Origin of the sequence: Streptomyces sp. ISL-94 (assembly GCF_018614075.1) — a bacterium.
In the GTDB taxonomy this organism is placed as follows: domain Bacteria; phylum Actinomycetota; class Actinomycetes; order Streptomycetales; family Streptomycetaceae; genus Streptomyces.
This window is the reverse complement of record NZ_JAGGOZ010000009.1, coordinates 1-12,661: the sequence shown is the minus strand read 5'-3', so window position 1 is coordinate 12,661 and position 12,661 is coordinate 1. Positions and strand designations below refer to the sequence as shown.

General features: G+C 72.4%; 13 protein-coding genes. 8 read left to right on the top strand and 5 right to left on the bottom strand.

Features of this window, described 5'->3' with window-relative positions; genetic code table 11:
* Positions 1-16: 16 nt before the first annotated feature.
* The 4 genes from J7E94_RS02640 to zapE all read right to left on the bottom strand — a co-directional run bounded on the left by J7E94_RS02640 (position 17) and on the right by zapE (position 4,874).
* The gene (locus tag J7E94_RS02640; RefSeq protein ID WP_251056039.1) at positions 17-847 is read right to left on the bottom strand and encodes a PPK2 family polyphosphate kinase; all 831 of its coding nucleotides are present in this window, start codon (positions 845-847) and stop codon (positions 17-19) included.
* Between the two features lie 202 nt (positions 848-1,049).
* Positions 1,050-2,396, bottom strand: coding sequence for an alkaline phosphatase PhoX (locus J7E94_RS02635; RefSeq protein ID WP_215011960.1), 1,347 nt, complete (start codon positions 2,394-2,396; stop codon positions 1,050-1,052).
* Positions 2,397-3,282: 886 nt separating this feature from the next.
* Entirely contained in the window at positions 3,283-3,711 is a 429-nt protein-coding gene (locus J7E94_RS02630) for an OsmC family peroxiredoxin (protein WP_215011958.1), read from the bottom strand.
* 62 nt (positions 3,712-3,773) lie between these two features.
* Positions 3,774-4,874, bottom strand: a complete 1,101-nt coding sequence (gene zapE / locus J7E94_RS02625; RefSeq protein WP_215011956.1) for a cell division protein ZapE — start codon at positions 4,872-4,874, stop codon at positions 3,774-3,776.
* 36 nt (positions 4,875-4,910) lie between these two features.
* Between zapE and J7E94_RS02620 the strand changes: the two genes are divergently transcribed.
* The 4 genes from J7E94_RS02620 to msrB all read left to right on the top strand — a co-directional run bounded on the left by J7E94_RS02620 (position 4,911) and on the right by msrB (position 8,172).
* On the top strand, positions 4,911-5,693 hold the full coding sequence (locus tag J7E94_RS02620; RefSeq protein WP_215011955.1) for a pyrimidine reductase family protein: 783 nt from the start codon (positions 4,911-4,913) through the stop codon (positions 5,691-5,693).
* A 135-nt stretch (positions 5,694-5,828) separates the two neighbouring features.
* Positions 5,829-6,296, top strand: a complete 468-nt coding sequence (locus tag J7E94_RS02615; protein WP_215011954.1) for an indole-3-glycerol phosphate synthase — start codon at positions 5,829-5,831, stop codon at positions 6,294-6,296.
* A gap of 58 nt (positions 6,297-6,354) precedes the next feature.
* The gene (murC, locus tag J7E94_RS02610) at positions 6,355-7,749 is read left to right on the top strand and encodes a UDP-N-acetylmuramate--L-alanine ligase (RefSeq protein WP_215011953.1); all 1,395 of its coding nucleotides are present in this window, start codon (positions 6,355-6,357) and stop codon (positions 7,747-7,749) included.
* Between the two features lie 15 nt (positions 7,750-7,764).
* Entirely contained in the window at positions 7,765-8,172 is a 408-nt protein-coding gene (gene msrB / locus J7E94_RS02605; RefSeq protein ID WP_215011952.1) for a peptide-methionine (R)-S-oxide reductase MsrB, read from the top strand.
* Positions 8,173-8,345: 173 nt separating this feature from the next.
* Here msrB and J7E94_RS02600 read toward each other — a convergent pair whose 3' ends face one another.
* Positions 8,346-9,032: a GntR family transcriptional regulator gene (locus J7E94_RS02600; protein WP_215011951.1), complete on the bottom strand. Its 687-nt coding sequence runs from the start codon at positions 9,030-9,032 to the stop codon at positions 8,346-8,348.
* A gap of 350 nt (positions 9,033-9,382) precedes the next feature.
* Here J7E94_RS02600 and J7E94_RS02595 point away from each other — a divergent pair, with 350 nt between their 5' ends.
* The 4 genes from J7E94_RS02595 (at position 9,383) to J7E94_RS02580 (ending at position 12,229) form a co-directional block, all read left to right on the top strand.
* The gene (locus J7E94_RS02595; protein ID WP_215011949.1) at positions 9,383-9,715 is read left to right on the top strand and encodes a hypothetical protein; all 333 of its coding nucleotides are present in this window, start codon (positions 9,383-9,385) and stop codon (positions 9,713-9,715) included.
* A 108-nt stretch (positions 9,716-9,823) separates the two neighbouring features.
* A complete protein-coding gene (locus tag J7E94_RS02590) occupies positions 9,824-10,633 on the top strand; it encodes a putative hydro-lyase (RefSeq protein ID WP_215011947.1) in 810 nt (269 codons plus the stop codon).
* 9 nt (positions 10,634-10,642) lie between these two features.
* Entirely contained in the window at positions 10,643-11,272 is a 630-nt protein-coding gene (locus J7E94_RS02585) for an allophanate hydrolase subunit 1 (RefSeq protein ID WP_215011946.1), read from the top strand.
* Positions 11,273-11,353: 81 nt separating this feature from the next.
* Positions 11,354-12,229, top strand: coding sequence for a biotin-dependent carboxyltransferase family protein (locus J7E94_RS02580; protein WP_215011945.1), 876 nt, complete (start codon positions 11,354-11,356; stop codon positions 12,227-12,229).
* The last annotated feature ends 432 nt before the right edge of the window (positions 12,230-12,661 follow it).

The following is a 12,661-nucleotide window of genomic DNA, read 5'->3' as shown; positions in this document are numbered from 1 at the left end:
CAGGCAAAATATATGACTATGTGGCGAGTAGCCGTCTGCGGCACTCCTCAACATCGAAGTCACCCTCCGGATAGCGGGGGCCGATGGCCTCCAGGTGCTCCAGGAGCAGGGTGCTGATCGCCCAGTTGCGGTACCACTTGCGGTCCGCGGGGACGATGAACCAGGGCGCGGCGTCGGTGGAGCAGCGCTCCAGCGCCAGCTCGTAGGCCTCCTGGTAGGCGGGCCACGCGGCGCGCTCTTCGATGTCGCCCTCGTCGAACTTCCAGTGCTTGTCGGGGTTGTCCAGCCGCGCCAGGAGCCGTGCCCGCTGTTCCTCGTAGCTGATGTGGAGGAAGACCTTCACGATGCTCACGCCGTCGTCCGCGAGGGACTTCTCGAAGTCGTTGATCTGGGAGTAGCGCCGGTTCAGCCGGCTGCGCGGCACCAGCTCGCGGACGCGGGCGACGAGGACGTCCTCGTAGTGCGAACGGTCGAAGATGCCGATCTCGCCCGGCTGGGGGAGGGGCTTGGTGATGCGCCAGAGGAAGGGGTGCTCCCGCTCCTCCGGCGTGGGCGCCTTGAAGGCCTTGATGCGGCAGCCGGAGGGGTTGAACTGGCCGATCACGTGCTTGACGGTGCCGCCCTTGCCGCTGGTGTCCATGCCCTGGAGGACCAGCAGGACCCGGCGCCGGTCGCCGGCGGTGCTCGCCGCGTAGAGCCGCTCCTGGAGCGAGGCGAGCTTCCCCGCCATGCCGGCGGTGGCCGCGAGCCCGGCCGCCTTGTCCGCGGGGCCGGAGGGGGTCCCGGCGGGGTCGAAGCGGCGGAGGTCGAGCCGTTCCCCTGCGGGGACGCGCAGCAGTCCGCTCAGGGGTGCGGCCTCCTCCCGGGCCTCGCCCTCGCCCTTGCCCTCGCCCTTGCCCTCGCCCTTGCCCTCGCCCTTGTCCTCGCCCTTGTCCCGGTCCCGGTCCTTGCCGCTGTCCTCGTCCCTGGATTTGGTCTTCTTGGCCACCCTGAACCCCGATCCCGTCGATTGCGTACGATCGTGCAACAAATCGAACGGAACCGCGAGATCAGTGCCAGGGTCCCGTCACCGCGAACGTGGTCCCCGGGGCGTAGGCGCTGACGTACATCGTCCGGCCGTCGGGGGAGAAGGTGACCCCGGCGAACTCCCCCCACTCCGGGGCGCCGGCGGGACCGATGTCGTCGGCGTTGCGGGCCACCGGGTAGACCTCGCCGCCGACCGTCACGCCGAACACGTACTGCGCCCCGCCGCCGTCCTCGCACACCATCAGGCCTCCGTCGGGGGCCAGGCAGATGTTGTCGGGGGAATCTCCGGGCAGCTGGATGTCCGTCGCCGGGCCGAAGAGGACGTCCAGCCGGAGCCGGGCGCGCAGCGGGTCGTAGAACCACACCTGCCCGTGGTGGTCGGCGCCCGCGCCCTCGCGGCTGCGGGCGTAGCTGGAGACGAAGTGGACGCCGTCGCCGCCCCAGTAGGAGCCCTCCAGCTTCTGGGCGTGGGTGATCCCGCCCGGCCCGAAGTCCTGGAGGCGGATCGCGGTGCCGGCCGCGGACGGGTCCGGTACGGGGACCCACTCCACCGGGAACTCCGCACCGGGCTCGTCCACCACCGACAGGTCCGCCACGCCCGGTACGCGCAGGGCCTCCAGGGCGCCGCCGGCCCGCAGGGAGCCGCGTCCGCCGAGGGGCCGCTCCGGCAGGAACCGGTAGAACAGCCCGAAGGGCTCGGTGAACGCGTCCTCGGTCTCGTAGACGATCCCGCGGTACGGGTCCACGGCGACGGCCTCGTGGGCGAAGCGGCCCATCGCGGTGAGCGGGACCGCGCCCGAGCGGTGCGGGTCGGCGGGGTCCACCTCGAAGACGTAGCCGTGGTCCTTGGTGTAGCCGGAGGTACCCGCGCGGTCCTCGGTCTCCTCGCAGCTCAGCCAGGTGTTCCAGGGGGTGCGGCCGCCCGCGCAGTTGACGGCGGTACCGGCGAGGGCGACCCGCTCCCCGGTCACCGCGCCCGACGCGTCGAGCTCCAGAGCGGTGCAGCCGCCGAGGGCCTCGGGGTCGTAGGTGAGCCCCTTGACGGCGGGGACGCGCAGGGCGGCCGTGGTCCGGTTCTCGTGGTTGCGGACCAGCCGTACGCGGCCGCCGCCGGCGCCGAAGGCGGCCATGCCGTCGCAGTTGGCCGGAACGGTGCCCTCGCCGGAGCGGAGCGGCTCGCCGGCCCGCGACAGCACCCGGTACGAGAACCCGGCCGGCAGGTCGAGCAGCCCGCGCGGATCGGGCAGGAGCGGCCCGTAGCCGGTGCTCTGCCGCATGGCTCCGGCCCGGCCGGTGAAGAGGGCGCCGAGCGCCCCGCTCAAGGCGATGCCGCCGCCGGCGGCGAACAGGCTGCGTCGGGATACGGGCATCGGCAACTCCCGGCGGCGGGGGCGGAGATATGACCGGCCTGTGGTACCACACGGGGCCGCCGGCCGCGAGCCTCACCCGCCGACCGGTCCCACCGCCGGCCCAGCGGCCCCCTGCCGGTGCCTCGGCTCACAACACCGCCCGCCCGGCCGCCCCGGGGCGCTGCCCCGGCCCCCGCGCCTCAATCGCCGGCGGGGCTGATGTTGCCTCCGGCCTCCGCGCGGGCGCGCGTCGATACAGCGGCCTGCCGGCCGTCCTGGGGTGCTGCCCGGGCCCCCGCGCCTCAATCGCCGGCGGGGCTGATGTTGCCTCCGGCCTCCGCGCGGGCGCGCGTCGATACAGCGGCCTGCCGGCCGCCCTGGGGCGCTGCCCCGGACCCCGCGCCTCAATCGCCGGCGGGGCTGATGTTGCCCCCCCGCGCCTCAAAAGCCGGCGAGGCTGATGTTGCTCCCCGCGCCTCAAACGCCGGCGAGGCTGGAGTTGCCCCCGGCGGTGCTTGGATGCCCTCCGGGCAATCCAGCCCAGCTGAGCGGGCGGCAGAAGCCAAATCCAGCCCCTCCGGCGTTTGAGGAGCGGGGTGCGGGGCGGAGCCCCGGATCTTTGAGGCGCGCATGCGCAGTCTCGCCGGCCACATCCAGCCTGGCCGGCGTTTGAGGCGCGGGGCGTGGGGCGGAGCCCCCGGCCTTGGGCCGCACTTGCCGGCGGCACTCGGCACATCCAGCCCCGCCCGGCGTTTGAGGCGCGAGGGGGCTGGGGCGCGGAGCCCACGCGGCGGAGCCCCACGCGGCGGAGCCCCACGCGGCGGAGCCCCACGCGGCGGAGCCCCACGCGGCGGAGCCCCCGGACCCGTACAGCGGGAAGGGGCTCCGCGCAGCGGAAGCGGCGGCGTCAGACGAGCTTGGCGCTCAGGGTGATCGTCGTGCCCGTCAGGGCCTGGCTGACCGGGCAGTTCTTCTTGGCGTCCTCGGCCGCGGCAGCGAACGCGTCGGCGTCCAGACCCGGAACCTCCCCCTCGGTGGTGAGGTGGATCCCGGTGATCCCCTGGCCCGGCACGAACGTGACCGCGGCCGAAGTGGTCAGCTTCGCCGGCGGGTTGCCCGCCTTCGCCAGGACGTTCGAGAACGCCATGTTGAAGCAGCTGGAGTGCGCCGCGGCGATCAGCTCTTCCGGGCTCGTCCGCCCGTTAGCCTCTTCGTCGGTGCGCGCGGGCCAGGAGACCGGGTAGCTGCCGAGGCCGGACGAGTCGAGGGTGACGACGCCCTTGCCCTTGAGCAGGTCGCCTTCCCAGACGGCGTGTGCGTTGCGTGTGGCGGCCATGGTGGATCCCTTCGCAGAAGTGGAAACGGCCGGGTCCCCGGAAGGGCCCGGCGTTCCCAAACCTACTGGGACACCAGGGGTTTCGCGTCGCGCGCCAGGGCGGTGAGCCGCGATATGGCGCGGAAGTATTTCTTCCGATAACCGCCGTTGAGCATCTCTTCGCTGAACAGGCGGTCGAAGGGGACCCCGGCGGCCAGGACGGGTATCTCCCGGTCGTACAGCCGGTCGGCCAGTACCACCAGCCGCAGCGCCGTCGACTGGTCCGGCACCGGGCCGACGTCGGTCAGGCAGACGGCCGAGATCCCCTCCGTCAGCGCGCCGTAGCGGCTCGGGTGGACCCGGGCCAGGTGTTCCAGCAGGCTGGGGAAGTCGTCCAGGCTCGCGCCCGGGGTCGCGTACGCGGCCTTGGCGACCAGCTCCTCCGAGAACGGGGCCGGCGCCTCCGGCAGGCCGCGGTGGCGGTAGTCCTGGCCGTCGATCCGCAGCGGCCGGAAGTGTGCCGACAGCCCCTGGATCTCCCGCAGGAAGTCCGCGGCGGCGAAGCGTCCCTCGCCGAGCTTGCCCGGCAGCGTGTTGGAGGTGGCGGCCAGCGCCACGCCCTGCTCGACCAGGCGGCTGAGCAGCGAGGAGACGAGCACGGTGTCGCCCGGGTCGTCCAGTTCGAACTCGTCGATGCACAGGAGGCGGTGGCCGCCCAGGGTCTGGACCGTCTGCTGGAAGCCGAGCGCGCCGACCAGGTTGGTCAGCTCCACGAAGGTGCCGAAGGCCTTCAGCGCGGGCTCGGCCGGGGTGGCGTGCCACAGGGAGGCGAGCAGGTGGGTCTTGCCGACGCCGTAGCCGCCGTCGAGGTAGACCCCGCGCGGGGCCGCGGCGACGGGGTTCTTCGGGGTCCTCGCGAACCAGCGCCGCTTGCCGGCTCCGGAGGCGTGCGCCCCGCCCAGGCCGGCCGCGAAGCCGCTGAGCACGGTGACGGCCTCGGCCTGGCTCGGCTGGGCCGGGTCAAGGTTGTACGTGTCGAAGCGCACCGAGTCGAAACGCGGCGGCGGCACCATCTCGGCCACCAGCCGTTCGGCGGGCACCCGCGGCTCGCGGGCGCACAGGGCCTGCGGGCCCGCGTCGTCGGCTATCGGGGGCCGCCCGGAGGCGGTGAGTGGTGTTGACACAGCTCTTAACTGTACGGGGCGTGGCACACTGCACCGATGCGACGCCTGTTCCCTGTGACCGATCAGACATCAGCCTCGCCGCAGGACCCGGCCGACCGCGAGTGGTCGCTGGACGAGCTCGCGGAGGCCTACGCGTACCCCGCGTTCGGGCCGGACGGGCACTGGCTGCGAGCGAACATGGTTTCGACCCTCGACGGGGCCGCCCAGCACGACGGCCGTTCGCAGCCGATCTCCGGTGAGACCGACATGCGGATCTTCGGGACCCTGCGGGCCCTGGCCGATGTGGTGGTCGTCGGTGCCGAAACGGTTCGCCAGGAGGGCTACCGCCCGGCCCGGGCCCGGGAGGACTTCTCGGCCCGGCGCGCGGCCGCCGGACAGGGCCCCGCCCCCGCCATCGCGGTGGTCACCGCGAGCCTGGACCTGGACTTCTCGCTGCCCCTGTTCACCTCCCCCCTCGTGCCGACCCTGGTGGTCACCGGGGCCGCCGCGCCCGCCGGCCGGGTGGCCGAGGCGCTCAAGGCCGGGGCCGAGGTCGTCGTCGCGGGCGACGGGGCCGGCGCGGACCCGGCCCGCGTCGTACGGGAGCTCGCGGAGCGGGGGCTGCGCCGCCAGCTCACCGAGGGCGGGCCCCGGCTGCTGGGCCAGTTCGTGGCCGCCGACGCCCTGGACGAGCTGTGCCTGACGATCTCGCCGATGCTCACGGCGGGTGATGCCCAGCGGATCTCCGGCGGCCCCTCTGTCACGGTTCCGCACCGCCTCGCGCCCGCCTGCGTACTGGAAGAGGCCGGGTTCCTGTTCACGAGCTACCGTCGGATCTGACAAGCCGCGGAATTTGCCGTTCCGCTTAGCTTCCACTGGGCACATATACCTCCGCAGGCCCCGTGTGCGAGCGGGGCAGGATGGTTTCCGCAGGGGCCGGCCACCCGGCTTCGGCCCATGAAGGAGAGGGCGTCCGTGTTCACGAGCGTATTGATGATCGAGCAGCCGCTGACCACGGTGGACGTGGACTTCGTCACCAGCCTGCACGGAGACGACCAGGTCTCCTTCGTCGTCCTCATGCAACCCAGGGGCGACCAGGACCGACTGCTGCGCGCCATCGACGACGTAGCGCTCGGTGAGCTCCCCGAGGCCATGCGCGAGGGCGGGGAACCCGCGGGCGAGGCCGCCCGGGGCCCCGCCGCACACGCCCTCGCGCACTCACTGAACGCCTTGCGCCAGAAGGGCGCCAGCGCCACCGGGCAGATCATCGAGGAGCACCCGCTCGACAAACTGAAGGCCGTCGTCGAGGAGACCGGGGCCGACGAGGTGATCGTCCTGACCGCCCCGCACTTCGTGGAGGAGTTCTTCCACCGGGACTGGGCCTCCCGGGCCCGGCACAAGGTCGGCGTTCCGGTGCTCAAGCTCTTCGCCCACAACGAATAGGCTTGGGCCCGTCAGCCCGACGCGCACAAGCACCGCACTCGATCCTGGAGCGACCTGAATGAAGCCCGGCCTGCCGACCGCCATGGAACGGCCCCACTTCATCGGCATCGGCGGCGCCGGTATGTCCGGCATCGCGAAGATCCTCGCCCAGCGCGGCGCGCAGGTGGCCGGCAGCGACTCCCGTGACTCCGAGACCGCCCAGGCGCTGCGCGCCCACGGCGCCACGGTGCACATCGGGCACGCCGCCGGCCACCTCGCCGCCGACGCCACCTGCGTGGTCGTCTCCAGCGCCATCCGCGCGGACAACCCCGAGCTGGCGCGCGCCGCCGAGCTGGGCATTCCCGTCATCCACCGCTCCGACGCGCTGGCCGCGCTGATGGACGGCCTGCGACCGATCGCCGTCGCCGGTACGCACGGCAAGACCACGACCACCTCGATGCTGGCGGTGTCGCTGTCGGCCCTGGGCCTGGACCCCTCGTACGCCATCGGCGGCGACCTGGACGCCCCCGGCTCCAACGCCCACCACGGCGAGGGCGACATCTTCGTGGCCGAGGCGGACGAGAGTGACCGCACCTTCCACAAGTACACCCCGCAGGTCGCGATCATCCTCAACGCGGAGCTCGACCACCACGCGAACTACGCGTCCATCGAGGAGATCTACGAGTCCTTCGAGACCTTCGTCTCCAAGGTCGTGCCCGGCGGCACCCTGGTCGTCGCCCACGGCCAGGAGGGCGCGGCCGAGATCGCCCGCCGGGTCGCCGGCCGGCAGGGCCTCGAGGTCGTCACGTACGGCGAGGAGCCCGAGGCCGACGTCCGGATCACCAAGATCACCCCGCGTGGCCTGGCCAGCGAGGTCACGGTCGTCCTGGGCGGCCGGATGCTCACCTTCACCGTCTCCGTCCCCGGCCGGCACTACGCGCACAACGCCGTCGCCGCCCTCGCCGCGGGCGTGGCCCTCGGCATCCCGGCGCACAACCTGGCCTCCGCCCTCGGCAAGTACACCGGCGTCAAGCGCCGCCTCCAGCTCAAGGGCGAGGCCGCCGGCGTCCAGGTCATCGACTCCTACGCGCACCACCCGACCGAGATGACCGCAGACCTGGAGGCCATCCGCGGCGCCGCCGCGGACTCCCGGATCCTGGTCGTCTTCCAGCCGCACCTGTTCTCCCGCACCCAGGAGCTTGGCAAGGAGATGGGCCAGGCCCTCGCCCTCGCCGACGCCTCCGTGGTCCTGGACATCTACCCGGCCCGCGAGGACCCGATCCCCGGTGTCACCAGCGAGCTGATCATCGCCGCGGCCCGGGCCGCAGGCGCCGATGTCAGCGCCGAGCACTCCAAGGACGCCGTCGCCGACGTCATCGCGGGAATGGCCAAGCCCGGCGATCTCGTTCTCACCATGGGCGCGGGCGACGTCACGGATCTGGGACCCCGGATCCTGGCCCGGCTGTCGGACTGAGGGAGCGGGAACGTCATGGCGTACGAGGTCGAGAAGACGGACGAGCAGTGGCAGGCGGAGCTGACGCCGTCCGAATACCAGGTGCTGCGCCTCGCGGGCACCGAGCCGGCCTTCCGCGGTGAGTACACGGACACCAAGACGGAGGGCGTCTACTCCTGCCGGGGCTGCGGGGCCGAGCTGTTCCGCTCCTCGGAGAAGTTCGAGTCGCACTGCGGCTGGCCGTCGTTCTTCGATCCGAAGGACACCGACGCGGTCGAGCTGATCGCCGACACCTCGCACGGCATGATCCGCACCGAGGTCCGCTGCGCGAAGTGCGGCTCCCACCTGGGCCACGTCTTCGAGGGCGAGGGCTATCCGACCCCGTCGGACCAGCGCTACTGCATCAACAGCATCGCGCTGCGCCTGACCCCTGACGAGAGCTGAGGTCCGCTCGGCAGTTGCCGGTGTGACGGCGGCATCTCGCCATGCGTGAGGCCAGGGGCGGACAGGGAGAGCGTCACGGCGTCTACGACCCCAGCGGCCCCGGCCGCATGCTCTTCGGCTTCTTCGCCGCCATGGCGAGACCGAACGCGAGAGCATCCGCGAGGCTCCCCTAGCTAGCCGGCGGCCTCACGATACCGGTCGACCAGGTCGCGCTCCGCGTCCCGCAGGTAGGCGGTCATCGCGTTGGCCGCCTTGACGTACTCTCCCACCGCAATCAGCTCCAGGATCTTCCCGTTGCGGGCCCGGTAGGCGACGTGGAACTCCCGGAGGTCGGGCACGGCGTAGAAGACCAGGCGCAGTTCGGCCAGTACCCGGCTCATCAGCGCGTCGAGTCGGGTGCTGCCGGCCAGGGCCGTCAGAGCCTGATGGAAGTGGAGGTTGGCGGTGCCCAGCACCCGCCAGTCGGCTGCCGACCCAGCGGCGTCGGCAGCCACCACCGCCGCGCGGACCCGGCTCAGGTCGACCTCGCGGCCCTTCAGATCCCTGATCACGGCCGGTTGCACCACCCTGCGCAGCCGGTACAGGTCGACCACATCGATCAGGCTCAGCTTGCGGACGAAGACGCCCTGATTGAGCCGGTGTTCGACCAGACCTTCGTGGGCCAGCAGGCGGAACGCCTCGCGCAGGGTGTTCCGGGAGACCTTCACCCCCTTGCTGATCTCCTCCTCCGACAGCCGGTCGTCCGGCAGGTGCTTGCCCTCCGCGATCCGCTTGCGCAGGATCCTGGCGACATGCTCCGCCTTACTGCTCCAACCCAGCCGCGCGAGCTCGTCGGCCCAGTCCTCGGCACGACTATCCATCACGCCTCTCCTTGCCACGGGCCATGCATCTCACATCCCAGCATGGTGGATGACCTGGTGTCAGGTAAACCCTCCAGCACTCTTGTTGAACAAATCACTCATTCACAGATCCTCTCAGTGCGGGATCCTCGATTCGCTTGCTACGTGCCACAGGCCTTTCCTACCGTGATGGCAATGGATCGTCAGATGGCGTTCAGATAGGGCCACTTGGGGAGCTGCTCATGATTCCGCCCGACGCACGTCCCTCGGAGAACCAGCCACACCGCACCAGATGCGACGGGTGCCGCCGCCACCAGCGGCGCGCCGCGGGCCCCCGGCGGTCGCAACCCAACCACCAGGACCGCGGCTCCTTGCCGGCCATCGCACCCTCGCTGACGGCCTTACTGGTCGACGCAGGCCTGGACCTCACACCGGTCCTGCGCCTGGTGGTCGCCCTCACCGCGGTTCTGCTGTGCCTGGGCGGCCAGCCGATCCTCGCCGGTTCCCTCTCGCTGATCGCCGAGCCCTACCGCGATCCGGGCGCCCGCGGCCTGAGCCTGCGGGTGCGCCGGGCGACCGGATCGGACCGCTACCTGGCCGTGGGGATCGGCCTCGGCGAGCGCGGCTTCGGCGCCGCCGCCGCCCTCGGACCGATCCCGCCGCTGAGCACCCTCCCGACGTTGCTTCGCCTCCCCCGCCGCTGAGCAGCTTCCCGCCACCGCTCCGGTTTCCCTCCCCGGCCCTGACACACGATCACTCCCCCGAGTGTGTCCGCACACGTCCGTATCCCAACCCGCAAAGGAGCCTTACCCATGACCGAAACCCGCGCCGCGCTCGCCCCGGCCGAGGCGCGCGAGCTGTTCCGGGCCGGCACCGCGGTCCCCACCACCGGGTGGTGCCTCGGGCGCACCCAGGCCAACATGATCAGCGTGCCCGCCGGCTGGGCGGCCGACTTCGCGCGCTTCGCCGAGCTCAACCCCGCCTCCTGCCCCGTCCTGGAGCAGACCGCGCCCGGGGCCCGCACCAGCGTCCTCGCCCCCGGCGCCGATCTGACCACCGACCTGCCGAGGTACCGCGTCTGGCAGGACGGCGAGTGGGAGGAGCACAGCGAAGTGGGCGCGTACTGGCGCGAGGACCTGGTCACCTTCCTCATCGGCTGCTCCTTCACCTTCGAGTCGGCCCTGCTGGACGCCGGCATCCCGCTGCGCCACATCGCCGAGGCGCGCAATGTCGCGATGTACCGGACCACCGAGCAGTGCGTACCCGCCGGGCGGCTGCACGGCCCGATGGTGGTCTCGATGCGCCCCATCCCGTGGGAACTGGTCGCCACCGCAGAGGTGATCACCAGCCGGATGCCGGCCGTGCACGGCGCGCCGGTGGCCGTGGGCCGGCCGGGAGACCTCGGCAACGCCAGGCTGGGCATACCCGACCTGAGCCGACCGGATTTCGGCGACCCGATCGAGATCGCTCCCGGCGAGGTGCCGGTCTTCTGGGCCTGCGGTGTGACGCCGCAGTCGGCGCTGATGTCCTCGCGTCCGCCCTTCGCGATCACGCACGCTCCGGGGTTCATGTTCATCACGGACAAGTTCGACCGCGACTACCTGCTCGGCGAACAGGACTGACGGGCCCTCATGCGCATCCTTTCCTACGGCACCCGGGCTCTCCTGGCCGAGGTCAGCGGTCTTGACCAGGTAGCCCGGCTGCATGCCGCGCTGCGCCGGCACCCGCTGCCCGGTGTGCTGGAACTCGTCCCCGCCGCCCGTACCCTGCTCATCCGCTACGACCGGGTGCTCACCGACCGGACCCGCCTCGTCGCCGCCCTCGGCGCCCTCGACCTGCGGGCGGTCCCGCCCGTCGAAGCCGAAACCGTGGTGATCCCGGTCCGCTACCAGGGCGAGGACCTGCCGGAAGTGGCCCGGCTGTCCGGTCTGACGGTCCCGCAAGTGATCGCCCGGCACACCGCTGCCACCTACCAGGTCGCCTTCTGCGGCTTCGCTCCCGGATTCGCCTACCTGACCGGCGTCGATCCGGCCCTTCGGGTACCGCGCCGTACCGTCCCGCGCACCCGGGTCCCGGCCGGCGCGGTGGCCCTGGCCGACGAGTTCACCGGCGTCTACCCGCGCGAGTCGCCGGGCGGCTGGCAGCTGCTCGGCAGCACCGAACTGACCCTGTGGAACCCGGCCGCGGACCCTCCCAGCCTGCTGACCCCAGGCACCGCCGTCCGCTTCCGCGACGTGACGGCGGATGGGGCCGAGCCGTGACCACCCAGGCGCGGCCCGGTACCCCGCCCGCCCTCGCCACCGCTGACCACCCGCTCCCACTCCACCTCGGAGGCCTGTCCGATGACCACGGACCCCGCGACCACCGCCCGCTCGGTACGGGTGGTCCACCCAGGCTTCGGTGCCACCGTGCAGGACCTGGGCCGCCCTGGGCACGCCGCGCTCGGCGTCGGCCTGTCCGGCGCGGTGGACCGGCGTAGCCTGCGACTGGCCAATCGACTGGTCGGCAACCATGAGCACGCGGCCGTCATCGAGGCACCACTGGGCGGGCTGGTGCTGGACTTCGACCACCACGCCACCGTCGCGCTCACCGGAGCGCCTTGCCCGGCGAGGGCGGGCGGCCGGGAGGCAGACATGTACGCCCCCGTCCGGCTGGCGCCCGGCGAGCGGCTGACCGTAGGCACCGCCACCGAGGGCCTGCGGCTCTACCTGGCGGTGCGCGGCGGGCTCGACCTGCCACCCGTACTCGGCTCCCGGTCCACCGACACCCTGGCCGGGCTCGGGCCGGCCCGGCTGGCCGCCGGCGACCTGCTCCCGGTGGGCGGGCTGGCCGACGGCTGGCCGGCCGCCGACTTCGCCCCGCAGCGCCGGCTGCCGGCCGAGCCCGTCCTGCGCATCCTGCCCGGACCACGGGAGGACTGGTTCACCCCCGAGGCGCTCGTCGCGCTCTGCACGCAGCCCTACACCGTGACCGACCAGAACGACCGGGTGGGGATGCGGCTCGCCGGGCCGTTCCTGGAACGAGCCCGCACCGGCGAGTTGCCCTCCGAGGCGGCGGTGCCGGGCGCCCTGCAGGTGCCGCCGAGCGGGCAGCCGATCCTCTTCCTCGCCGACCACCCGGTCACCGGCGGATATCCGGTGATCGCCGCCGTCCACGAGGACGATCTCCCCCAAGCGGCCCAGACCCGCCCCGGCCAGACGGTGCGCTTCCGTTGGTGATCGTTGTGATCGGCGAAGCCCCGTTTCGCCTCGTTGGCGGAGTCGTAATATCCGCAGTCTACGGAGCCGACCGGCGGCCGGGCGTCCGGGGGAAGTCGCGTGAGTGCACGCGTAGCCGTCTACGACACGGGCATGCTCATCGCTCTCGCCGACCGGCGAGTCAAGCGATCGCCGGACGTGCATGTGCAGCCGGTGTGAGCGCGCCGGACGGAGCACAGTGTGAATCCTCGAAGCGCGAGGGCCGGCCGAGCCTCTGGGATGCACGACTCGGTGGGTGCGGCCACTGCGCCGCCGGATGTTGAGGCCCCGCGGCCGGGCCGGCCCCGGCCAGGCAGGCCAGCGGCCGTGCGGTCGTGCCTGGTCGTCCGTAGCAGGAGACGGTGCACGGCGGGATCAGCCCGACCAGGATGTCCCGCCGCCCGCCGCCCGCCG

Coding starts and splice junctions, on each gene's coding strand:
- J7E94_RS02635 (WP_215011960.1), bottom strand. CDS start 2,396: ATGCCCGTATCCCGACGCAGCCTGTTCGCCGCCGGCGGCGGCATCGCC.
- J7E94_RS02630 (WP_215011958.1), bottom strand. CDS start 3,711: ATGGCCGCCACACGCAACGCACACGCCGTCTGGGAAGGCGACCTGCTC.
- J7E94_RS02620 (WP_215011955.1), top strand. CDS start 4,911: ATGCGACGCCTGTTCCCTGTGACCGATCAGACATCAGCCTCGCCGCAG.
- murC (WP_215011953.1), top strand. CDS start 6,355: ATGAAGCCCGGCCTGCCGACCGCCATGGAACGGCCCCACTTCATCGGC.
- msrB (WP_215011952.1), top strand. CDS start 7,765: ATGGCGTACGAGGTCGAGAAGACGGACGAGCAGTGGCAGGCGGAGCTG.
- J7E94_RS02600 (WP_215011951.1), bottom strand. CDS start 9,032: ATGGATAGTCGTGCCGAGGACTGGGCCGACGAGCTCGCGCGGCTGGGT.
- J7E94_RS02590 (WP_215011947.1), top strand. CDS start 9,824: ATGACCGAAACCCGCGCCGCGCTCGCCCCGGCCGAGGCGCGCGAGCTG.
- J7E94_RS02585 (WP_215011946.1), top strand. CDS start 10,643: ATGCGCATCCTTTCCTACGGCACCCGGGCTCTCCTGGCCGAGGTCAGC.
- J7E94_RS02580 (WP_215011945.1), top strand. CDS start 11,354: ATGACCACGGACCCCGCGACCACCGCCCGCTCGGTACGGGTGGTCCAC.